At 62.1% G+C, this 21,801-nt stretch carries 16 protein-coding genes and 1 pseudogene; 3 read left to right on the top strand and 14 right to left on the bottom strand.

Annotated elements, in window-relative coordinates; translation table 11 throughout:
* Positions 1–372: 372 nt before the first annotated feature.
* From recD to INS93_RS22530, 6 genes and pseudogenes are all read right to left on the bottom strand, one after another.
* Positions 373–2,403, bottom strand: coding sequence for an exodeoxyribonuclease V subunit alpha (gene recD / locus INS93_RS22510; protein ID WP_192985588.1), 2,031 nt, complete (start codon positions 2,401–2,403; stop codon positions 373–375).
* Positions 2,400–6,029 (bottom strand): exodeoxyribonuclease V subunit beta, encoded by a 3,630-nt coding sequence (gene recB / locus INS93_RS22515; RefSeq protein ID WP_192985589.1) that lies wholly within the window; start codon positions 6,027–6,029, stop codon positions 2,400–2,402. The genes recD and recB overlap by 4 nt, the downstream gene beginning before the upstream one ends.
* On the bottom strand, positions 6,026–9,439 hold the full coding sequence (recC, locus tag INS93_RS22520) for an exodeoxyribonuclease V subunit gamma (protein ID WP_192985590.1): 3,414 nt from the start codon (positions 9,437–9,439) through the stop codon (positions 6,026–6,028). Before recC ends, recB begins: the two co-directional genes overlap by 4 nt.
* 82 nt (positions 9,440–9,521) lie before the next feature.
* A pseudogene (locus INS93_RS25180) lies at positions 9,522–9,663 on the bottom strand (3-ketoacyl-ACP reductase); the annotation flags it as partial.
* Between the two features lie 139 nt (positions 9,664–9,802).
* Positions 9,803–10,687 (bottom strand): SDR family NAD(P)-dependent oxidoreductase, encoded by an 885-nt coding sequence (locus tag INS93_RS22525; protein ID WP_226945688.1) that lies wholly within the window; start codon positions 10,685–10,687, stop codon positions 9,803–9,805.
* 72 nt (positions 10,688–10,759) lie between these two features.
* A complete protein-coding gene (locus tag INS93_RS22530) occupies positions 10,760–11,893 on the bottom strand; it encodes a Gfo/Idh/MocA family protein (protein ID WP_192985591.1) in 1,134 nt (377 codons plus the stop codon).
* Positions 11,894–12,061: 168 nt separating this feature from the next.
* Between INS93_RS22530 and INS93_RS22535 the strand changes: the two genes are divergently transcribed.
* Positions 12,062–12,982 (top strand): LysR family transcriptional regulator, encoded by a 921-nt coding sequence (locus INS93_RS22535; RefSeq protein ID WP_192985592.1) that lies wholly within the window; start codon positions 12,062–12,064, stop codon positions 12,980–12,982.
* 180 nt (positions 12,983–13,162) lie between these two features.
* On the opposite strand, the gene INS93_RS22540 is transcribed toward INS93_RS22535, so the two are convergent.
* The 5 genes from INS93_RS22540 to INS93_RS22555 form a co-directional block, all read right to left on the bottom strand.
* Positions 13,163–14,056 carry a CynX/NimT family MFS transporter gene (locus tag INS93_RS22540; protein WP_420707342.1) on the bottom strand — a complete coding sequence of 298 codons (894 nt, stop codon included), beginning with the start codon at positions 14,054–14,056 and terminating at the stop codon, positions 13,163–13,165.
* Positions 13,987–14,424: an MFS transporter gene (locus INS93_RS24755; protein ID WP_226945690.1), complete on the bottom strand. Its 438-nt coding sequence runs from the start codon at positions 14,422–14,424 to the stop codon at positions 13,987–13,989. The genes INS93_RS22540 and INS93_RS24755 overlap by 70 nt, the downstream gene beginning before the upstream one ends.
* Positions 14,425–14,507: 83 nt before the next feature.
* The gene (locus INS93_RS22545) at positions 14,508–15,632 is read right to left on the bottom strand and encodes an alkene reductase (protein WP_192985593.1); all 1,125 of its coding nucleotides are present in this window, start codon (positions 15,630–15,632) and stop codon (positions 14,508–14,510) included.
* 232 nt (positions 15,633–15,864) lie between these two features.
* Entirely contained in the window at positions 15,865–16,542 is a 678-nt protein-coding gene (locus INS93_RS22550; RefSeq protein ID WP_192985594.1) for a type 1 glutamine amidotransferase domain-containing protein, read from the bottom strand.
* A 59-nt stretch (positions 16,543–16,601) separates the two neighbouring features.
* A complete protein-coding gene (locus INS93_RS22555) occupies positions 16,602–17,195 on the bottom strand; it encodes a TetR/AcrR family transcriptional regulator (protein WP_192985595.1) in 594 nt (197 codons plus the stop codon).
* A gap of 172 nt (positions 17,196–17,367) precedes the next feature.
* Here INS93_RS22555 and INS93_RS22560 point away from each other — a divergent pair, with 172 nt between their 5' ends.
* Positions 17,368–18,318 carry a GlxA family transcriptional regulator gene (locus tag INS93_RS22560; RefSeq protein WP_192985596.1) on the top strand — a complete coding sequence of 317 codons (951 nt, stop codon included), beginning with the start codon at positions 17,368–17,370 and terminating at the stop codon, positions 18,316–18,318.
* A gap of 151 nt (positions 18,319–18,469) precedes the next feature.
* On the opposite strand, the gene INS93_RS22565 is transcribed toward INS93_RS22560, so the two are convergent.
* Positions 18,470–18,880: a hypothetical protein gene (locus tag INS93_RS22565; protein ID WP_226945692.1), complete on the bottom strand. Its 411-nt coding sequence runs from the start codon at positions 18,878–18,880 to the stop codon at positions 18,470–18,472.
* Between the two features lie 669 nt (positions 18,881–19,549).
* Between INS93_RS22565 and INS93_RS22570 the strand changes: the two genes are divergently transcribed.
* Positions 19,550–19,867, top strand: a complete 318-nt coding sequence (locus tag INS93_RS22570) for a hypothetical protein (RefSeq protein ID WP_192985597.1) — start codon at positions 19,550–19,552, stop codon at positions 19,865–19,867.
* Between the two features lie 404 nt (positions 19,868–20,271).
* Here the strand turns inward: INS93_RS22570 and INS93_RS22575 are convergent, their stop codons facing one another.
* Positions 20,272–20,808, bottom strand: coding sequence for a fimbrial protein (locus tag INS93_RS22575; RefSeq protein ID WP_192985598.1), 537 nt, complete (start codon positions 20,806–20,808; stop codon positions 20,272–20,274).
* A 145-nt stretch (positions 20,809–20,953) separates the two neighbouring features.
* The gene (locus tag INS93_RS22580; RefSeq protein ID WP_192985599.1) at positions 20,954–21,751 is read right to left on the bottom strand and encodes a hypothetical protein; all 798 of its coding nucleotides are present in this window, start codon (positions 21,749–21,751) and stop codon (positions 20,954–20,956) included.
* Positions 21,752–21,801: the final 50 nt, after the last annotated feature.

The following is a 21,801-nucleotide window of genomic DNA, read 5'->3' on the forward strand; positions in this document are numbered from 1 at the left end:
TTCTACAGCAGCCTCTCTATCTGTCAAGCTGTTTTTCGAATTTGTTTCCGGAGAAACTTCTTTCTACTCAACCACTTGCGCCTTCAATCAGAACTTCTTCTCTCCAGCGGGAGGCGCATTCTACAGCGCTCAAAACCGCTGTCAACCACCTCTTTCAAACCGCTTTCGATCCATTCGACCGAAGCATCAACAGGATCAAACCACCACCCTGTCGACCGGCGCGCATTCTACACGCCTCACTTCGCTTTGCAACCCCTCTTTTAAACTTAACTTATTGATTAACAAGAAGTTTTTGAAGAGCTTCATCGCTGAAGTGGCGCGCATTCTACCGCCAGCAGAATGCACGTCAAGCAGAAATTGCAGTTTTATGACTTATAACGCTTCAAGTGCTTCACGCAGCCCGCTGCGTCGCTCCACGCGTCGCTGCACCGCCTGCTCAAAGATGCCTGGGCGACTTTCAATGAGGCTGAACCAGTGACGCGCTCGCGTGATACCGGTGTAGATCAGCTCTTTGGTCAGCACCGGGTTGAGGCTGTCAGGCAGGATCAACGCGCAATGAGCGAACTCCGAACCCTGCGACTTGTGCACGGTCATCGCGAACACGGTCTCCACCGCGCTCAGGCGACTGGGCAGGATATGGCGCAAGGTGCCACTGCCGTCATTACGCGGGAATACCACTCGCAATACCTGGCGTTCAGGTGCACCCGGAAATTCAGGCGGTTCCGGCAGGCGCAGTGCAATACCGATGTCGCCATTCATCAGCCCAAGACTGTAGTCATTGCGCGTTACCAGCACAGGCCGGCCTTCATACCAGCCCTGCGACTGCTCAAGGAGGCCACGGCGCACCAACGCTTCGGCGATGCGCTCGTTAAGCGTTTCCACGCCCCAAGTACCTTTACGAACCGCACAGAGCAGCTGGAACCGGTCGAACGCAGCCAGGACGTTACCGGCCCAGCCGTCCCAGGCATGGGAATCGGCATCTGAGGCGGGACGCTCGGCCTGCATCAGCTGCAGATAATGTGCATAGCCCTGCGGACGAGGCTCGCCGTCGCCCTGCCCGTCTATTAATAGTCGCTCCAGCGCGCGATCCTGCTCGCCCGACAGGCGCAGCACATGCAGGTCGTCCGCGCCAGCTGCAAGGATTGCACGGGCCGCCTGCGCATCGCTCTGGTTGACCGCACGCGCCAGGCGTCCGATGCCCGAGCCACTGCCGAAGCGCCGTGAGTGGCGCAGCATGACGATTTGCTGTGCCAGCGCCTGGTCACCGGATACCAGCGCCGGGTCTTCCAGTTGCTCGCCTGTCTGGCTTTCCAGCCAGGTACGCGTGGCTTCGCTGTAGCCACCACTTTCTGCCTCGCGACACAGGTCACCCAGTACAGCACCGGCCTCCACCGACGCGAGCTGATCCTTGTCGCCCAGCAGAATCAGACGCGCATGCGTCGGCAAGGCATCCAGCAGGCTGGCCATCATCTCCAGGTCGATCATCGACGCTTCGTCGACCACCAGCACGTCGAGCGGTAAGGGGTTGGCCGCATCGTGACGGAAATGGCGGCTGCCGGGACGACTGCCCAGCAGGCGATGCAGCGTCGTCACCTGAGTCGGAATCTGCTCACGCACGCGCTCGTCCAGTGCCAGCGACTGCACTTGCGCGCCGATGGACTCGGTCAGCCGCGCGGCGGCCTTGCCGGTAGGCGCCGCAAGACTCAGGCGCAACGGCTCGCCAGTGGCCATGGCGGATTCCTGCAACAGCGCCAGCAGACGTACTACCGTGGTGGTCTTGCCGGTTCCGGGCCCCCCGGTGATCAGCGTGAAGCGCCCCTGAGCCGCCATGGCGCAGGCCAGCTTCTGCCAATCGGTCAGGCGCTGGCCGTCCACCACCAGCGCGTCGGGAAAGAGGGAAGCCAGACGCGCGGCCAGATCGGCGGGTGCGGCTGCGTTCGCCTGCAGGCGCTGGGCGATATTGCCGGCCACCTGACGCTCATAATTCCAGTAACGACGCATATAGAGGCAGGCGCCACTGAGCACCAACGGCGCACCTTCTGACTCCAGCAATGAGCTGCCGGCAAGAGCCGCCAGCCAGGACTCCAGACTGAGCCCGGCCAGCACCTGCGACGGCAGGATCATCGCTTCTTGCGGGTCCTCACCTTCCGGTGGCAGAGACAGGATGAAATCAGGGTTAGCCAGCGTGGCCGCCAGGTCGAGACAGACATGCCCCTGCCCCAGTTGATGGCTGGCCAGTGCGGCGCCGAGCAGCAGCAAGGGCGAAGCGTCCGCATCCAGTTCGGCGAACAGCTGCGCCAACGCCCGATCCAGCTCGCGCAGCCAGCCACGTTCGCTCCATGTCGATAGCAGGGCAAAGAGTTCAGCGCGATCACGCAACGCCGGCGCCAACATCGCACTCATGCCGCGCCCTCCTCTGCTTCGCCCATGAACAGCGCATCCAGCCGCTCGATCAGCTCGCGAGGCGGCCGGGCCAGGTAAACGCCCTGCTGCGGTGCTCGGATAAAGAGGTAAAGCGCGCCCCCCAGATGCTGGTCGTAGTCGTAATCCGGCAGGCGCAGACCCAACTGCCGGTGCAGCGCCAGCACGTAGAGCACGTATTGCAGGTCGTAGCGATGGCTGGCGATGGCGTCCTCCATCGCTTCACGGGTGTAGGCGCCATCGTCGCTGCCGAGCCAATTGGACTTGTAATCCGCCACGTAGTAACGCCCCTGATGTTCGAATACCAGATCGATGAAACCCTTGAACATGCCGTTGAGGGTGTCGGCACGCAGCGGCTGCCTGGCGATACCCGGCAACTCGCACTGCTGCACCCACTGATCCAGCAACCTGACGTCCACCCCGCGCGCTTCGAACCAGAACTCCAGCTCGGGCTGATACTGCGTCAGTTGCGCCAGCACGACGGTATCCACGCCATCCAACGTGAGCGGCTGGGTCAGCAGCGCCAGTAGCCAGTCCTGCAACGGATCGATCCAGCTTTCCAGTCCACGACGCTGGCAACGCCTGGCCAGCGCCTCGCGCAGCCTCGACGGATCCTGCACCAGAGCCGCGAAGCCTTCCTGCGCCGCCATTTCCAGCAGGCCGTGGAGGAAGGTGCCGGGGTTCGGTCCGCGCGGAAAACGATGCAGCCCCTGAGCGGATGCCGGCAGCGGCGCCAGAGCCAGCAACGGATCTTCATCGTCGACGGCGTTCTGCATCGCCGGACTGTCGGGTGCGGCGTCTTCGTGGCGGCTGGCCTGGCGGGGCGCGTCCTCGTCCAGACGCAGCGCACTGTAGGAGGCGATCCACCAATGTTCGGCGGCGCGTCGTACAGGCGTACGCCAGTGCGGCTCGAACTGCTTGTCTTCGATCATGCGATAGCGCTGCTCGCTGGCGGCCGGCACCGGCGCCACGGTGCTTTCCAGCCCAGCGGCAAAGGGTGCGAGCCCAGCGGCGAGTTCGTGACTGGTTGTCAGCGACGCGCCACCACCGAGCAGGTAGCCCAACGCCGACTCATGCAGGCGCGACTTCTTGCCGTTGCCGATCTTCAGATCCGCCACACCCAGCCAGCAGGCATGCCGGGCGCGGGTCAACGCCACATAGAGCAGACGCAGGTCTTCGCCCAGGCGCTCACGCTCAGCGCGCGCCAGGCTGACTTCATCGGCCTTGAGCACCAGCCGGCGACGTTCACCGTCGTGGATCTGCAGCGGCTTCTTGTCGTCCACTGGGCGGAACGCGCAGATGAATGGCAGAAACACCAAGGGATACTCCAGGCCCTTGGACTTGTGAATGGTCACCACGCGTACCAGTGCCTCGTCGCTCTCCAGGCGCAACACCTGCTCGTCGGCAGCCTGCCCCTCACCGGCCAGCAGCTCGCCCAGGTGGCGAATCAGCGCCAGCTCGCCATCGAGTTCGGCGGCAGCCTGCTGCAGCAGTTCGGCCAGGTGCAGCAGGTTGGTCAATACCCGCTCGCCATCGTCACGTCCCATCAGCCGCTGCGGCAGCTCGAAGTCCTGCAGCAACTGGCGCAGCATCGGCAGCACACCCTGGCGCTGCCAGCGCCGGCGGTAGTCGCGGAACTGCATGACGCGGCGTTCCCAGGTGCGCTCGTCGAGGTTGAGCTGCTCCAGCTCGCTCAAAGTCAGCCCCAGTGTCGCGCTGGCCAGCGCCGCACGCAGCGGGCGATCCTGATCCGGCTCGGCACAGGCGCGCAGCCACAGCAGCAGGTCGCGTGCCTCCTGGGCCGCGAACACCGAATCCTTGTCGGAGAGATAGACACTGCGTACGCCGCGCGCTGCCAGCTCGCCGCGAATGGCCTGCGCCTCGTTGAAGTCGCGCACCAGCACTGCGATATCGCTGGGGCGCAAGGCACTCAGCGCACCCTCTTTGCTGAAGCCGGCCTGTCCGCGCTGGCCCAGATCCAGCAGACGCACGATCTCGCTGGCCGCGCCGGCCGCCAGGCCGTCCAGATAGGCGCCCTTGGCAACCGGCTCGTCGCTCGCCAGCTGCCACACCGTCAGGGCTGGCTGCGTCTGGCCGTCGACGCTCCAGACTTCGCGCCGGCCCTGCGCGCCCACCTCGATGAAAGGCAGATCGTCGCGCAGCAGAAAGGCCCCTTCGCCGCCGTCACGTTGTTCGGCACGCAGGAAAACCCCGTTGACGGCATCGACCATGGCTTGGCTGGAGCGGAAATTCTTCTCCAGGTTGTAGTGCCGACCGAACGTCGCCCGACGTGCGCGCAGATAGGTATGAATGTCGGCGCCACGGAAGGAATAGATGGCCTGCTTGGGGTCGCCGATCATGAACAGGCCGCAGTCGACGCGGTTGGCTTCGACCTCGTAGAGCGTATCGAAGATGCGGTACTGCAGCGGGTCGGTGTCCTGGAATTCATCGATCATCGCCACCGGGAACTGGCGGCGGATCACCTCAGCCAGGCGCGCGCCGTTGCTGCCTTGCAGGGCAGCGTCCAGGCGCAGGAGCATGTCGTCGAAGCCCATCTCCGCACGCTGGCGTTTCTCCCAGTCGAAGCGCTGGCGAACCCAGGCTGCCGCGTGTCGCAACGTCGCATCAGCGGGGTCAGGCAGGGCATCGAGTTGCGCCTTGAGCAGTGCCATGGCGTCCAGCGCTGGATGACCCGGCACTTCGCCCTTCCAGGCTTCTGCCAGGCCGTCGGGGGTAAGACGAGTGAACCCCGTGCCCAGGTCGAGGCGCGACTCTTCGCCGCCGGCCCACTCACGCAACTTGGCCAACCAGGGGTTGTAGAAACGCGCCTGGATTTTCTTGCCATCGACCTGTTTGGCCGCCACCGCCGCATCCAGCAACACCTGCAACTCATCGGCCCAGGCCAGCCACGGCGACTTGAGCTCGGCAAGCGCCTGCTCGCGCTGCTGCAATGCGTTGTCGAGCAGTTCGCCCAGCGCCTGCGCCGGAGCCTCGCCCTCTTCACTCAGCAGCGGTCGTAGCTTCGCTCCCAGCACGGCGGGCGTGCCCCAGGCACTTGCCACCCATTGCAGCGCCGCGCCCTGCAGCGGATAGCAGTGCTGGCGCCAGTAATCGCGCACCACTTCGGCCAGTAGTTCGCTGTGGTCGGTCTCCAGGGTCTGGCTGAACAGGCTGCCGCTGTCGAAGGCATGCTCACGCAGCATGCGCTGACACCAGCCGTGAATGGTGGACACGGCGGCCTCGTCCATCCACTGCGCCGCCAGTTCCAGGCGGCGGGCGCACTCGTCCCACTGCGTCTGGGTGAAATCACCGCGCAATTCGCGCAGCAAGTCGTCGCCCTGGGCATCGCCACGGAATACGGTCGCGGCCTCGACCAGGCGCGCGCGAATCCGGTCACGCAACTCGCGCGTGGCCGCATCGGTGAAGGTCACCACCAGAATCTGCGGCGGCAACAGGGCCTCGCGAAACGCGGCCTCACCGCCATGACCGAGGATCAGCCGCAGGTAGAGCGCGGAAATGGTGAAGGTCTTGCCCGTGCCGGCGCTGGCCTCGATCAGGCGGCTGCCGTGCAGGGGAAACGTCAGGGCCAGAGGGCGCTGTTGACTCATGCTGCGTCTTCCTCGAGTGCCTGGGGATTGCTGTCGAGCAGCGACTGGTAGAGCCGCTCGCTCCATGCCGGAAACTGGCCGTCGGCGGTGAGCGCAACGTAGTCTGGGAACTGCCTCGCCAGGCTGGCGCTGCTCTGGACTTCACCGGAGAGGTTGTAGCTCCCCTCATAGACGCTGCGGGTCTTGTCTTCGTTGTTGTCCTGCAACCAGGTCAGCGAGGTTTTCAGGGCGACCGGCAACGGCGCCTGCATGCCGGCACTCCAGGCGTCCAGCCAGGTGGTCAGCACACGGGCAGCGTGCTCCACAGGCAGAGGCTCGAAGGCCAGGCTGCGATCCTCGCCGACCAGCAGGGTGGTCAGCGGCACGCCGCAAGCCGCAGCGATGACGTGCAGTGCGTAGGGCCGCAGCAGGCGATGCCACTTCCAACTCTTGTCCTTGTGCAGCGCGCCCGGCAGCAGCTCCAGGCGCGCCAGGCTGCCGTCGGCCTGCTGGCGCAGCCCGGCAAGCCAACCGTCGAGCTCAACACCGGCTGCGGTGAAAGTCAGGCGTTGCGGTGACTCCAGCAGGGTCGGCCAGCACAGGCAAAGCCCCTGGTAACGCTGCACCTGCGCCGGCAGGGGTTCCAGCAAGGCATTGCGATACTGTTCGCCGAAGCCGGCCAGCGGCAGAACGCCGCTGCGCTGCAGACGGTCGGCTGCCGACCTCAGCGCATCGTCGCTGTCCCCGTCACCTGAGACCGCCGCCTTGAGCAAGGTTTCCTGCAACTGATAGCGCTGCAGACCATCGAGGGCGAACGGCTCGCTGTCGAGTTGCGCCTGCTGCTGCTCATCGAGAAACACCTTGAGGCGGCGGGTGAAGAAACACTTCACCGGATCACGCAGGAACGACTGCAACAGTTCGGGCGTGAGCTGTTGCCCTTCCTCCCAGACCGACAAGGGTGCAGCACTCTCGCGGGTAGAAACCTGGCCATGCAGGGCGGCCCACTCGTGGGCATAACTGAACAGCCGCGCCTGACCATCGAAATAGCGGCGGCTGAAGGGTTGCAAGGGGTGCTCGGTGGTCAGGCCATGCAACAGGTCGCCACCACCGACCAGCGTCCAGGCACTGGCCAGATGATCACGCAGTTGGCCAACCAGCACGGACGGCGGTCGCTCGCTGTTGTCGCGGATGCTGCGCCCTACCCAGCTGACATAGAGACGATCACGCGCCGCCAGCAGCGCTTCGAGCAGCAGGTAGCGGTCATCCTCGCGGCGCGAACGGTCGCCGGGGCGGTAATCGCCAGCCATCAGGTCGAAATCCAGTGGCGCCTGGCTGCGCGGGTAGTCGCCGTCGTTCATGCCCAGCAGGCAGACCTGACGGAACGGGATCGCGCGCATCGGCATCAGGGTGCAGAAATTCACCGCACCGGCGAGAAAGCGCTGACTCAGCCGCCCCTGATCGAGCCCACCAAGCCAGGCTTCGCGCACCACCGGCAAGGTCAGCGCTTCGTCCAGCGTCGCGGCCTCGCACAGCTCCAGCCAGGCATCCAGCGCATCGAGCAACTGAGTCGTCAGCACCTCTTCGCGGTCGCTCTGCGCCAGGAAGCAATCATCGAGCACGCGGCGCAAGCGTTCGCCCCACTGCCTCGGCGTAGCCGGCTCACGCAGTTGCTGCAGATGCCGGTCGAGGGTTTCCAGCAAGCGCGTCACCGGGCCGATCAGCGCGGCATCGAGCCCGCCGATCTCGTCATAGGGTTCGATGCCGGCGAAGGCATCCGCCGTGCCCACCGCGTAGCCCAGCAGCATGCGCCGCAGGCCGAAGCGCCAGGTGTTCTGTTCCAGGTCATCGCCCAGGCCGAGCGATTGCCGCTGGGTCGCGTCCAGCCCCCAGCGCACACCGGCGCCTTCCAGCCAGCGGCGCAGGGTGGGCAACTGATCCTCGGCGATGGCGAAGCGCTGACGCAGCGCGGCAACGTCCAGCAGGTCGAGAATCTCGCTCACGCTGAAGCGGCTGTCCGGCAGGCGCAACAAGTGCTCCAGCGCGATGACCATCGGCTCTTTGCCGCGCAGTCCCTGGTCGGCCAGGGTGAAGGGAATGAAACGCGGATCGTCGCTGGCGAACTGGCCGAACACGGCCTGGATATGCGGAGCGTAGGCATTGACGTCCGGCACCATGACGATCACATCGCGCGGCCGCAGCGTGGCGTCCTCGCTGAAGCTGGCCAGCAGTTGGTCGTGCAGCACCTCCACTTCGCGCTGGGCACTGTGGGCGATGTGAAAACGCAGCGAATGGTCATGCTCAGGGTCGACCGGCGGCCAGACGCTGCGCGTTTCCGCCAGCGGGCGCAGGTCGAGGATGTCGTTCTGCAGTTGGCCGAGCAGACTGCTCTCGCGGGCCGGGCTGAACAGGTCGATGCGTTCGAACTGCTCACGGTAGCGCTGCGGCTCGTCGTACTGATCCAGCAGGTTGATGTAGTCGCGCCCCTGCTTGCCCCAGGCGGCCAGCAGCGGTTGCCCGTGCTGATGCATGTCCTCCTGCTCGAACAGGCCGATCTGGGCATCCGGCCTACCCTTGCGCTGCTGCCGGCGGTACTCGTGGCGCAACAGATCCTTGTCCTCGACGATATCGCCCCAGTGGTGCTGACAGGGGTTGTGCACGTAGAGCATGACCTGGCTGAAGCGCGCCATGGCCGCCAGCGCCTCCAGCACCTGGGCCGGTAACGAGGAGATGCCGAAAACGCTGATGCGCCGTGGCAGCCCGGGTGGCGGCGTGTCCAGCTCGCCCATGCGGGCAACGAAGCGCGGATGCACACCGGCGCGGCTCTCGGCCAGGTGCTGCTCGCCGACATCCGCCAGCAAGGCGCGCCACAGCGCAGGTTGCCAGCAGGAATCGCCCTCCAGAATCCGCTCGCCACCGCGCGAGGTACGCAGGCGGTCCTGTCCCGCGGCCCAATCCGCCAGCCAGTCGGCGCGATAGACCTGGTATTGGTCGAACAGATCGGCCAGGCGCTCGGCCAACTGGTGACGCTTGCGCAGATCCTGGTCATCCGCAAGGAAGCGGCGCAACGGCGCGAACGCCTCATCGGCCAGCAGCCCCGGCAACAGCCGCATCAGACGCCAGGTCAGCGGCGCCTTGTCCAGCGGTGACTGCTGCGGAATCGCGTCCTTGCCCAGCACATTGCGGTAGGCCTGCCAGAGAAAGCGCGCCGGCAGATCAACGTCCAGCGCCGCAGCAATGCCACAGCCATCACGCTCGGCCAACGCCAGCTTGAGCCACTGAGCGATACCGTTGCTCTGCACCAGCAGCACTTCGTTCTCCAACGGCCGCAACGGATAGCGCCGCATCCACTGCACCGCCAGAGCACGCAGCTCTTCGAGGTGGTTGCCGTGAATGACGATAAGGCCGGGGGACAACTCCGGGCTGGCGGGCATCGACTGACTCCTGTCGAAAAACGAAGCGCAAGTTTGCCAGCATTTGGCGACAAGGTGCGTCATCCATCGCAGCCCTCTCGCATCAGACCAATCCGCCATTGGCGCGCAATACCTGGTCTTTGACCCAGGCTGCATCGGGCCCGGCCAGAAACGACACCACGGCGGTGATATCTTCCGGCAGCCTCACGCGCTCCGGCGGGGGGCATCTTGGCGAAGCGTTCGATCTGCTTGTCGCTCTCGCTGCTCAATAACAGCTCGAAGGTGTTTGCGGCCTACCGCGTGCTACCGCCCATGCCGATATCAATATCAACACCAGCCGAAACGGAGGCAGCGGTGAGTCAACTCCTGCCGGCCCTCATTTCCTTATGCATTGAAGCCCGCATCCACCGTGATGACAGACCCAGTCATGAAGCTGGCGGCCGGACTCGCCAGAAAAGTGACTGCGGCGGCGATATCAGCCGGCGTGCCATAGCGTCCCAGTGCGGTGAACTGTCGATTGATGTCCGCCCAGGGACCATTCGCGGGATTCTGATCGGTGTCGATCGGCCCAGGCTGCACCAGATTGACCGTGATTCCCTGCGGGCCAAGATCGCGGGCAAGCCCTCGCGTCAATGCCAGCATCGCGGACTTGGTCATCGAGTACACCGTCAGCCCGGGAAAAGGCACGCGCTCGGCAACGCAGGAGCCAATGGTGATGATGCGCGCGCCCCGCTTCAGATGAGGCAAGGCTGCCTGGGACGCGAGCACGGCGGCTCGTGTGTTTACGTGTAGCAGCGCATCGATGTCTTCGAGGCTCATCTGCGCGAAAGTACCGTCTCTAGAGATGCCCACGTTGTTGACAAGAATATCCAGCCCACCAAGGCCGCCGACCGCCTCTTCGATCGACCGCCGCACCGCAGCAGGGTCCGCACTGTCGGCTCGAATGGCGACGGCACGCCGACCTTTGGCCTCGATCATGCGAACCACTTCGGCAGCACGTTCCGGCGAGTTCAAAAAGGTGATCGCGACATCGGCTCCTTTGTCAGCAAGCGCCAGTGCAATCCCTGCACCGATCCCGCGCGAGGCGCCCGTCACCAAGGCGCGCTTGCCTTGCAGTTCCACTGTTCGTACAGCGCCAATCTGCTCTCCGGCAACATCGGCTTGTCTCGCTGCCGTGGCTAGGCTGGGGAGCGTGACCGCGGCAACGCCTGCTGCTGCCGTCATCAGCATCCGGCGTCTACCGATATTGGTCAGGGGAATCTCGCTCATGAAGGTTTCCTCGCTAGTGGTCATTTCGTCGGTTGATCGTCTGCTGGCGAACAGGGGCGCAAGGTAGGATTGCTATTGCCCCCTTGCCGCGCTCTTCAAGCACAAGATGTTCGGGATCAGCTGTCTTTGCCCTGTCACGGCGGCACGCTCGACCGCTGCAATCAGCCGGCTGCTGTGCAATGCGTGAGCAAAACCCGGGGTGTGGTACGTGCCCATCCTGAGATCGCGGGCAAGACTTGCGTAAACCTCGCCCACATTGATTGCTGCGCCGGCCCAAAATTCGTCGGCCGTCGGGCTGTTCCCCATTGCGACAGGGAGGTCAGGCAATGCAAACGGCACGCTCGCAGAAAGAGTCAGATCCCCGACCTGGACGCCCGCCAGGTGATGGCCGCGCAGCATGAGCGTACCTTTCGATCCACGGACCTCCATCACGAACTGCGGGTCGTTTTCAATGCCTGCGAGGACCTGCACGGACACAGAAGCGCCCTGGCTCGTTTCGGCGACCAGATCCAGGTGATCGGCAACTTCACGGTGAGATGTTTCGCCGGTATCGACCACCCTTACGGTCGGCCAGATCAGCTTTGTCCGTGCATCAACCTCCGTGATGGGCCCCAGCACGGCCTCGACCACGTCGAGCACATGCGCCACCGTGATTGTCAGAAAGCTCGCCCCGGATGCAGCCTTGTTGAAATAGTCGTAGTTGCTGAGCGTGGTCGGGCCGTACCCGAATGTGGTGGCTTTCACGTTCGCCGACAGCAATGTTCCAAGCTTGCCCGACGCAATGATCTCAATGGCGCGTCTTACCGAAGGGTTCAACCGCCCCTGCAGTCCGATTGCGGTATGCAGCGAACCCGTGGCAGCGGCCATTTCTTCGGTTTCTGTCAACGTCGCGCCCAGTGGGGCTTCGCAATACACGGCTTTGCCAGCTTTCAAAGCGGCCAGAACCAGGTCCCTGTGCGCCGGCACTTTCACCGCAACGGTGACGATATCAATGCTGTCGTCACGCAAGAGATCGTACGGGTTCGCGTACCAGCGTTCGGCGCCGAACGCGTTGGCGGCCAGCCTGGCACTTTCTTCCTTGCGGGTAGCGACAGCCGCGAGTTTCAGTCCGGGTTGCGCCTCAATGGCGGGAATGTGAGATGCGCCGGCCCAACTGGCCCGAATATCGGCGCCGATGATGCCGATGCGCAGGGGCATGCTTGTCATGGAATGTTCCTTCCAGAGAGAAGAGGGATGGAGTCGTGAGCGGTACAGGTCGGCGCACGTTGATGGACGCAGCTGCTTGCTCGATGGAAGTGAAAGTACGCCGACGATTGATCGTGAAAAAGAGCCAAAAACCCACATCAGTGTTAACTATTTATTTACAATGAGATCATGACTCCCTCACTGCTCCCCTCGCTTGCGTGGTTTGCCCACATAGCCCAGCACCGCAGCTTTTCGCGTGCAGCAGAGGCCATGGGGGTTTCGCGGGCGGCGCTATCGCAAAACCTAAAGGCGTTGGAGCAAGAGCTGGGGGTGAGGTTGATCAACCGCACCACACGACACATGTCCCTGACCGAAGCGGGACAGCAATTGTTCGACACCTTGCGGCCCAGTCTTGGTGAGATCGAATCGGCTATTCGTAATCTTGGCGACGCGACAGGGGTCCCTTCCGGTCTGATCCGGATCAACACATCACGCCTGGCGGCCAAGGCCCTGCTCGAACCGCATCTGACAGAGTTTCACGTACGCTTTCCGAAGGTCGCACTCGAACTGGTCATGGCCGATGGTCTGTCGAATATCATCGCCGACGGGTGCGACGCGGGCATACGACTGGGGCAGGCGCTGGCTGAGCATGTGGTCGCCGTCCCGATCAGCCAGCCTCTGTCCATGGCAGTCGCGGCGTCCCCGGCCTATCTCGAACGGCATGGCACCCCGAAGACCCCCTCGGATCTCGCCGCGCACAACTGCATCAACTACCGCTTCGCGGGCAGCGGTGCACTGCATGACTGGGACTTCACCGAGCCCGGCCAGAACGGACGCCACTTCACCCAGGCGGTAACCGGAAGCCTGACCGTCAACGACGATGGCTGCATGACTCGGGCTGCCCTTCAGGGGCTTGGTATGATGCAGGTCGTCGACATTGCCATCCAGCGACCGCTGGCAGAGGGTCGCCTGGTGCGCGTCCTGCACGATTGGACCCATCACCATGCGGCCTTCTGCCTGTACGTATCCTCACGGGAGCAAATGCCCGCCAAGATGCGTGCATTGATCGATTTCCTGGTGGAGAAACGAGAGCAACTTCTACACCGTTAGAGCGCTGATTTCGCTGAGAGCGATGCCGGCCCGGAATGATGTACCCACGCGTGTAAGCATGCTCACTGGTGATGATCCACGCTGGATAGCGAATAGTGCCGAGTAAAAACTATCGCCTTTCGTCACAGCGCCACGGCTTGTGCTACACGCAATGACCAGAGATCACTGCAAGCAGAAACCTCAGCCGCAGCAACACCCCTCCAGCCTGCGATTGCGGTACGGCTGCAAGAACGGGGTCACTATCAACATCAGCATCCCTACAGCCACCAACAGCCACAAGGCTGACTGGAAGTGGCCCGCACTGTCGCGCAGGTATCCCATGAGGAGCGGACCGGCAGCGCCGACCAGATAACTCTGCAACATCACAAAGGCCGTCCAGGCGCCAGCCTCCTCAGGCGTCGAAGCATTGTCCAGCGGTAAGGTCATGCCCAAGGTGAAGGCACCTCCGGTACCAAAGGCTGCAATCGCCGCTGTCACCAACGGCATGGCATCAGGCGCAACGGCCATCGCCAGGCTGCCCAGCAAGGCGATGCTGGAGCTCGCGGCAAGCAACAGACGCCGATCATCGCTGCGGCTGAGCAAGCCAAACACCGGGTTGGCGAGCATGAACCCCAGGGTATAGCTGGCCAGGATCAAGCCAGCCGAACTGGCGCTCTCGCCACGCTCGATATACATCGGTGCCAACCAGGCAATCAGGGCGTAGAACACCAGGTTGTTGCAGGCGAAGAACAGTGCGATCAGCCAGGCCGTAGGATTGCGCAGCGGCATCCTGGGCACCGGCTTCGATGAGACGGCGACGGGTTCGGCAAGACTGCGACGTTCGATCACTCCCCAGGCGATGATCGCCAGGAGTGCCGGCAGTACCCAGAAACCGCCTGCCCAACGCCAATCACCAATCAATTGATCGATCGGGCCGGTCGCCACCGCAGCGACTGTGCTGCCCAGGCCGATTGCCGTTGCATAAATACCCATGAACAACGCGATACGAGTCGGCGAGCGCGCCTTCACGTAACTGGAAAACAGCGTTCCGGCGACCGCGATACCTGCCCCGACTGCCGCAGTACTGGCAAACAACTGCCCAATGGAGCCAGCCAGCGCACGAAAGTGATCGCGGCGCCCAGCACGATCAGCGCCAGCAGGATGATCCGGTCACGCCCAAATCGATGCGCCAGCCAGGGTGCGGGCAATGCCAGCAATCCCATCAGCAAGGTCGGAATCGCGGTCAGCAGCGAGGCCTGGGTATGATTCAATCCCAGCTCATCGATGATGGCGGTCAGCAATGGCCCCATGGAAACGATGCCCGGGCGCAGCGTGAGCGCGACGAGCAGGATACACAGGATCACCCCTGCAACTGACGGAGCACGGACGTCGCTGCCAGCCAAGGCCGGATACGTCAGACCCGGCGTAACATCGCGTTTGATCGGTACGGATTTGACAGACATGACGAAGACTTCCTACGCAGTGAGCAGTTACGCAGGCGTGTCCTCGTACATTCGCATCGAGGCCACGCCGCCAGCTGTGAACGTCAGGCCGAGTAGGTCGGGTAGTCCGTCAGGCCCTTCTCCGTGCCACCATAGACAGTGGCAGGATCCAGAGGGTTGAGCGGCCAGCCATTGGCGATGCGCGCGGGTAGATCGGGGTTGGCGATGAAGGGACGACCGAATGCGATCAGGTCGGCCAGCCCCGCCTCGATCAGCCGCTCACCACGCTCGGCGGTATAACGACCGGCGTAGAGAATCTTCCCGCTGAAGCTCGAGCGTACGTCGCGGCGGAAGCTCTCGGGCAGATCCGGCGCGTTGTCCCAGTCGGCCTCGGCGATCGACACATAAGCCACACCTGCTGCCTCCAGCACCTTGATGGCTTCGATATAGGTGGCATGCGGGTCCTCTTCGACCAGACCGATGTACACCCGGTCCTGATCCGTGCCGGTGAACAACGGCGTGAAGCGCACACCAAGGCGATCCGCGCCTACGGCAGCGGCCACGGCCTCCACGATCTCGCGCAAAAAGCGCAGGCGGTTCTCCAGTGAGCCACCGTAAGCATCATCGCGCTGGTTGGAATGTGCGGAGATGAACTGGTTGACCAGATAACCGTTGGCTGCGTGAATCTCCACGCCATCGAAACCGGCATCGATGGCATTGCGCGCAGCCTGGGCGTACTGCCCGACCAGATCGCGGATTTCAGCCAACTCCAGTGCACGCGGAAGCGACGGCTGAACCAGCTCGCCGACACCAGGGCCGGTCTGAATGAATGCCTTGACCTTCTGCGCCTGAATCGCGGACGGCGCCACGGGCGCCTGCCCGTCAGACTGAAGCGCGCTATGGGACACGCGACCGACATGCCAGAGCTGGGCGAAGATCACCCCACCTTCGGCATGTACCGCTTCGGTCACCTTGCGCCAGCCATCTATCTGAGCCTCGCTGTAGATACCGGGCGTCCAGGCATAACCCTGGCCACGCGGTTCGATCTGGGTGCCCTCGCTGACCATGAAGCCGGCACTGGCACGCTGGCGGTAATAAGTGGCCATCAGATCAGTCGCGATATCGCCTGGCTGGGCGCTGCGCTGACGAGTCAACGGCGGCAGCACGATGCGGTTCTTGAGAGTGATACGCCCCATGTCGATGGGGGTAAACAGAGCAGCATGTTTCATGATTTCTATCCTGTTGTTCAGGCGACTGCACTTATCGACAGGCGCGCGGGCGCGACTGGACGCACCTGGCGCCCAATGAGCTTGATGATTTTTTGGGGGCGACGTCTCGGAGCAGAGAGGCCGCTCAGGCACTACTTCTTGATGCAATGCAATCGCAGACGCTCAGAGCGGGCGCACAGTGCGCCCGCTCATTACTTGCACGGGCTCGTCTGAACCTTGCAGATTGCCCGAATCAAGCCAGCAGTTTGAGCAAGGCGTTGGCCGCGGACTCGGAACTGGCAGGGTTCTGACCAGTGACCAAGCGCCCGTCGACGACGGTGAACGGCTGCCAGTCGCCGGCTTTCTCATAACGTGCGCCCAGTGCCTGGAACTCGTCCTCGATGAGGAAAGGCACCACGTCAGTCAGCTCGACAGCGGCCTCTTCGCTGTTGGTGAAACCCGTCACCCGGCGACCCTTGACCAGCGGCTCGCCATCCGCAGCCTTGACGTGACGCAGCACGCCCGGAGCATGGCAGACGAAGCCGATTGGCTTGCCGGCGCGCTCGAAGCTTTCGATCAGGGCGATGGATGTATCCGACTCGGCCAGGTCCCACAGAGGGCCATGGCCGCCTGGGTAGAACACCGTGTCGAAATCCTCAGCCTTCACTTCACTGAGTTTCACCGTACTGGCCAGGGCTTGCTGCGCGGCCGGATCGGCAGCGAAACGGTGGGTCGCCTCGGTCTGGAAGTCCGGCAGATCACTCTTGGGGTCCAGAGGGGGTTGGCCACCGGCTGGCGAGGCCAGCACGATGTCGGCACCGGCGTCCTTGAAGACGTAGTAAGGCGCGGCGAACTCTTCCAGCCAGAAGCCGGTTTTATTGCCGGTGTTACCCAGCTTGTCATGGGATGTCAGAACCATCAGAACTTTCATGATCATTGCCTCATAGTGGGTATTGCATTGGTTTCGACCGACCCTTGCCGGTCATGGGTTCACTGGTTATCAAGAAGACTTCGTGTCTGCAGCAGGGCCTCTTCGAACGCATGGGCCGTACGGGTGATCTTGGTCATCACACTGGCCCCCAACCACATCGCATAGAGCCTCAGTGCCAACTGAGCGGGCGTAGCAACGATGGTTAGCGTGCCCTCCTCCACACCTTTGCTGATCGCAGCCTCCAGCCGCTCGACGATCTGCGCGGTACCGCGCTCAAGTGCCAGGCGCATCGGTTCGGAAAGATCGGCGACTTCAGCGCCCAGCTTCACGGCCAGGCATTTACCGCACTCAACCTGACCGCTCTGGTTGGAGATCCACAGTTGCCAGTAACGCATCAGCGCGTCATGGGCGCTGATTGCCGGGTCCTGAAAAATACGATCCATGTCAGCCAAATAGGTCTCGAAGTAGTGCTCCAGCAGCGCCGTGCCGAACGCGTCCTTCGAAGCGAAATAGTGATAGAAGGACCCCTTCGGCACACCCGCGGCATTCAGCACCTCATTGAGCCCAACAGCAGAGAAACCTTTGCGGGCGATGATCGATTGAGCGGCGTCGAAAATGCGCTGCCGGGTCTGGTTGCTGTCAGTGGTTGTCATGGCTGCCCGTCTCAGTAGACCAGTCGTCTAGTTCGTTGGGGCCATGTTAGGAATCGCCACCGACAGCAGCAATGTCATATCCGCAAGGATTTCGGACATGCACGGCAAGCTGATTGCGCAAACCACCTAGCCCTCCGACAATCGACGCATGCCCGCAGAAAGGAAATGATCGATGCATACCGTGGCGTTGGTGGTTTATCCGCAATTCCAGGCGCTGAGCCTGTCGGTCGGTTCCGTTTTCGAGTGCGCCAACCTTCTGCATGGCGAGCCGGTCTACGGATTCACCCTGGTATCGGAGAGCGGTGGCGCGGTGATGTCGTCTCAGGGCTTCTCGGTCAATACCGAGGCGCTCGGCCTGGCTGGCTATGACACCATCATCGTCAGCGGCTACCTGGAGTTGGGTGAACCCAGCCCCGAGCTGTTGACCTGCCTGTCCAGCGCCAGCTCGCAATCGCGGCGTATTGCATCACTGTGTACCGGTGTCTTCGTGCTCGCCGAAGCTGGCCTATTGGAGGGCAAACGGGTCACGACTCATTGGTTGCACGTGCCCGAATTCAAGAAACGTCACCCCACCGTCAGAATCGATGATGACCGGCTATTCGTGGTCGACGGGCAGATCTGGACGGGTGCAGGCATGAGTGCCGGCGTGGACCTGGCCCTGGCCATGGTGGAGAACGACCTGGGCCCTGATCTGGCCCGTCGCGTAGCCCGCAAACTGGTCATCGCCCAACGCAGAGGCGCCGAGCAGTCACAGCTCTCGGCGCTGCTGGAAATCGATCCGAAATCCGACCGCGTGCAACTGGCCATGGCCTATGCGCGCGAAAACCTGCGCAGCGATCTCTCGGTCGAGGCACTGGCGGATGTCGCGCGACTAAGCCCGCGCCAGTTCAGCCGGGTGTTCCGCGAGGAAACCGGGAAGACACCGGCGAAGGCAATCGAAAGCCTGCGACTGGAGGCCGCGCGCGTCATGATGGAGACGAGTCGTCATCCCGTAGAAGTGATCGCCCGCGAAACCGGTTTCGGCGACCGCGAACGTATGCGCCAGGCGTTTCTGCGCGCCTACGGCAAACCGCCGCAGATGATGAGAGACGAGCTGTACGAAACGGCTAATGGCCACAGCTGAACATTCTGATCAGAGCCCGCCACCGATCGATGCACCTGATGGCACTCATGTTGACCACCACAGAGCGGTATCGGCCAGGTGAACGCCACATTCTGCCCTCTGCACAGTGCAGAGAACGCTCTGGCACCTGATGTGAGAATTTGCAGAGCCATCACTCGGCTGCTGACGACGCCTTCGAAGAGAGTTCTACCGGTTCGACCAGGGCTTTGTGGCTGCTGCGGCCAAGCAGGTTGCTGGTCATTTCCAGCTGCTTATCGAGATCGAGGTTGATAGCGTGCATACGCTTGATCATCCGCCGTGCGGAGCGCTGCAGATCGGCATCCTGACTGCGCAGTTGCTCGAACGCCATGAAGGTCACGGCCGAAGCCATACTCCTGACGCTACGCGTAGTCGCGCCGAGCAACTGAGCCAACAACTCATTGTTCGTCGTATCCAGGATGTCGCGGTACATATCTTTCATAGCCATGCCTTTGTACAAAGAGAGCGGAATGGGCGTCACCTCGGCGGACTGCCCGCCAACAGAGGGTGGCGCACCGATCCACCGATGCAGCCAGATTGCCATCACGCACAGAATGCGGAAAACATGATTGCCATCACATCAGAAGAATCCTAAAAGGCCCGAGCCCTGGCAGCACCGGCTGCGCGCCATGAAGCACATCAGCGCTCGATACATGAACGCCTGAGCGAGTCGTCCCCCATAACGTCATGCCCCGCTCACTGCCGCAGCCGTGAGGGAGCGCGGCACGCGCAATGAGATGACGTTTTGGGGGAGGCGCGATAGCTGCTGAGGCGCCTCAGGCGCAGCCACTCAGGCAGGGTGGCGATGGCAGCAGAACAGGTTCGCGCAAGAAGAAGGCTCGAAAGAGCGATGAGTCCGCTGCTCGGGATGCTCTTGGCGTGCCATGCCGCTCAGCGCTGTCTGCCGCAGAACCATCAGCAGGATGGACGTCCCTCATCAGGCGCCATGAAGTTCATGAAAAAATTATTTTCAGTCAATATGACGTTTATTTAGCGTCAAAATTTTGCACATTCGCCGTTGAAACTCAAAAACCCAAATCAAAACAAGCGCTTAAAAATAATTGGCGGCGCCTTTCCTTTTTCCTCCACGTCACCTAAACCTTAAGAAAATTCTGAAAATGTGCTGATCGACGAGCGGCATGCCTACCGCCTGAGCAGCCTTGGACGAAGCCGCGACACGACGCAAAACGCAGTGTGACCTCTGGAGCATGATATGAACGCTAAGACAAGATTGGCCTCACTCCCCCTGGTACTGGTGGCAGCACTGGGTTGTTCCACCAGCCAGGCGGCGACGCTCTCCGGAAAAATAACCGTCACCGGGCAGATCGTAGAAGCCCCCTGTACGTTGCAAAGCAATGTGCAACTCATCAGCACCTCTTGCTGGATCAATTACAAGACAATGGAACATGAGGTCCAGACCCAAGCGCTGCGCGCGACGAACCAGGCGTTCTACCTGGACGACAAGGGTCTTTCCATCGCTTACAAAGAGCAGCGGGCGAACACTCAGTTGTATCAGGTCGACTACCAGTAGCCTGCAGGCGGCAAGCACCTGCACGAAGAGCCACAGTCCGCCTCCTGATTACCGGCATGTGCAGAGCATTCGAACAGGCTCTTCATGGAAGCAGAAGACAGTAGGCCGCCTTGACGGCGGCCTTACTCCAAGCGCCCCGCCCACCCAACGGCCGAACAACCGACCGGCGAATGACACGAGATACTGGCCCAGGCTGCTCCGGCATCTGCCTGGCTATCTGAAAGCGCGCATCAGTCACTGCCCAGGGATATTGCGAGCATCGCTTGTTGCAATGAACGCTGGAGAACGGCCATGGCAGGCGAGCCCGATCTTGCTCGACTCTTGCGATAATGTGGAGGGCACAGCCTCGGCCCTGCACGTCATAGTCGTTTCAACCCAGGTGCATCACCCTGTTGGCCGGCAATCTATTGATAATCCAGCGCAACGAATGCCGTGGCATTGAAACGTTGAAGCACGATGTTGCGGCTGCTCTGGGCTGAGGGTTCGGCCTCAAGATAGGCTTGCAGAGCAATCGTCAGGTCTCCAGGTGCGAGCGCGAGACTCCATGCATCGTCGCCGTTGACCGGCAAAGCCTGGCCGCTTGCTGATTGCAGGCCGATGACCACGCCATTGGCCGTGCTGGTACCGTCCAAGGTGAGCAATCCTGGCAACTCGGTACTTTCACTTCCAGTCAGGCGCAGCCTGGCTCCGGTCAGTAGTTGGCTGTCGCACGCCTGCAGACGCAGCGCGAATGCTCGTACGGGAGTCAGGCCGTAGCGGTACAGGTAGCGGTCGATGACGCGCTTGAAATCCAACTGCACTTCGTTACTATCCGAATGCAGGGTACAGGGTGTATTGGCTGGTACCGCCGAGGGGTCAGGGTTATCCGTTGCCTGAACAAGGCCGCTCTGCAAGGCCATCGCCACAAGGATTAACAGGCTGGTTAAAAAGGTCTGTTTCATGTTGATCCTTTGCACTTGCAAGGTCCGCCAGCAGTGGACTGCGGGGTAAAAAAAGGCCGCACGGGTGGCGGCCTGAAAACAGGGATTCAGCAAACACTTGGCAGACTGTCGCAGTGAACCCCCGCTAGGGATGTGCCGCGAGGACTTACTCCAGATTCACGAAGACGATCAGGGTGCCGGATAAAGGACCCGGCTGCGGGTTGACGGTGATCAATTGCGACTCAATTTTTACGTCCAAACCCCAGTCCGGCACGCCGTATCGTACGCTCCCGCCACCACTGCCCATTGCCATACCGTTGATGGAAATGTCTGTGGAAACACCATTGCCCAGGTAGATTCGCGGCTCGTTGACCCGGAATGTGACGACGGCGTCGTCCGAGCAAGTAACCCGTGTGGTCACCGACGCCTTGTGCCCCCTGACATCGGTGTCACGCAGGTCGCCGTGGCTGATCTGCAGCGCAGGATCGGTGATGTTACAAGTGACATTGGTCCAGGGTACGCTACTGCAGGAGTTCGGCATGTGGGTCATCCTGGGGTTCCCGCATTCTGCGCACTCGGATACCGACATACAAGCCTGATACTTATAATCTTGATTCAACCCCCACGTCCCTGTTCTTGATCCTGTGCCATACTTGGCTATGTATTTCTGCGACAGTGTTTCCCAGGTATCACCTGCTTCCACCCTAATCGTATTTGAATAACCAAGCATAGTTCCATAGCCCGGCGGCAGCGGAGACGGATCCCCATTACTCTTCCCGACTACAACGGCGGTAACACCGTAATAGCGCCCACCTGCCGCGAACAGATCCCTGTTATCCGAGGATGCAGGACCGTTGAAATAGTAGATAGTTGGAACTTTATTGCTCATCGTTACGCTTGACGTATATATTGCCGCCTGTGCCGACAACGAAAACAGCAGAAATAAGCTGATCAGGTATCTCATCTTTGGACTCTCGAACACTCAAGAAAATGATGCGCGTCGGGCCTTACTAT

The sequence above is a fragment of the Pseudomonas sp. EggHat1 genome (genome assembly GCF_014892995.1).
GTDB classification, from domain to species: Bacteria; Pseudomonadota; Gammaproteobacteria; order Pseudomonadales; family Pseudomonadaceae; genus Aquipseudomonas; species Aquipseudomonas chaetocerotis.

Coding starts and splice junctions, on each gene's coding strand:
- INS93_RS22570 (WP_192985597.1), top strand. CDS start 19,550: ATGAACGCTAAGACAAGATTGGCCTCACTCCCCCTGGTACTGGTGGCA.
- INS93_RS22565 (WP_226945692.1), bottom strand. CDS start 18,880: ATGGCAATCTGGCTGCATCGGTGGATCGGTGCGCCACCCTCTGTTGGC.
- INS93_RS22545 (WP_192985593.1), bottom strand. CDS start 15,632: ATGAAACATGCTGCTCTGTTTACCCCCATCGACATGGGGCGTATCACT.
- INS93_RS22560 (WP_192985596.1), top strand. CDS start 17,368: ATGCATACCGTGGCGTTGGTGGTTTATCCGCAATTCCAGGCGCTGAGC.
- INS93_RS22535 (WP_192985592.1), top strand. CDS start 12,062: ATGACTCCCTCACTGCTCCCCTCGCTTGCGTGGTTTGCCCACATAGCC.
- INS93_RS22575 (WP_192985598.1), bottom strand. CDS start 20,808: ATGAAACAGACCTTTTTAACCAGCCTGTTAATCCTTGTGGCGATGGCC.
- INS93_RS22580 (WP_192985599.1), bottom strand. CDS start 21,751: ATGAGATACCTGATCAGCTTATTTCTGCTGTTTTCGTTGTCGGCACAG.
- recD (WP_192985588.1), bottom strand. CDS start 2,403: ATGAGTGCGATGTTGGCGCCGGCGTTGCGTGATCGCGCTGAACTCTTT.
- INS93_RS22555 (WP_192985595.1), bottom strand. CDS start 17,195: ATGACAACCACTGACAGCAACCAGACCCGGCAGCGCATTTTCGACGCC.
- INS93_RS22525 (WP_226945688.1), bottom strand. CDS start 10,687: ATGAGCGAGATTCCCCTGACCAATATCGGTAGACGCCGGATGCTGATG.
- recB (WP_192985589.1), bottom strand. CDS start 6,029: ATGAGTCAACAGCGCCCTCTGGCCCTGACGTTTCCCCTGCACGGCAGC.
- INS93_RS22530 (WP_192985591.1), bottom strand. CDS start 11,893: ATGACAAGCATGCCCCTGCGCATCGGCATCATCGGCGCCGATATTCGG.
- recC (WP_192985590.1), bottom strand. CDS start 9,439: ATGCCCGCCAGCCCGGAGTTGTCCCCCGGCCTTATCGTCATTCACGGC.
- INS93_RS22550 (WP_192985594.1), bottom strand. CDS start 16,542: ATGAAAGTTCTGATGGTTCTGACATCCCATGACAAGCTGGGTAACACC.
- INS93_RS24755 (WP_226945690.1), bottom strand. CDS start 14,424: ATGTCTGTCAAATCCGTACCGATCAAACGCGATGTTACGCCGGGTCTG.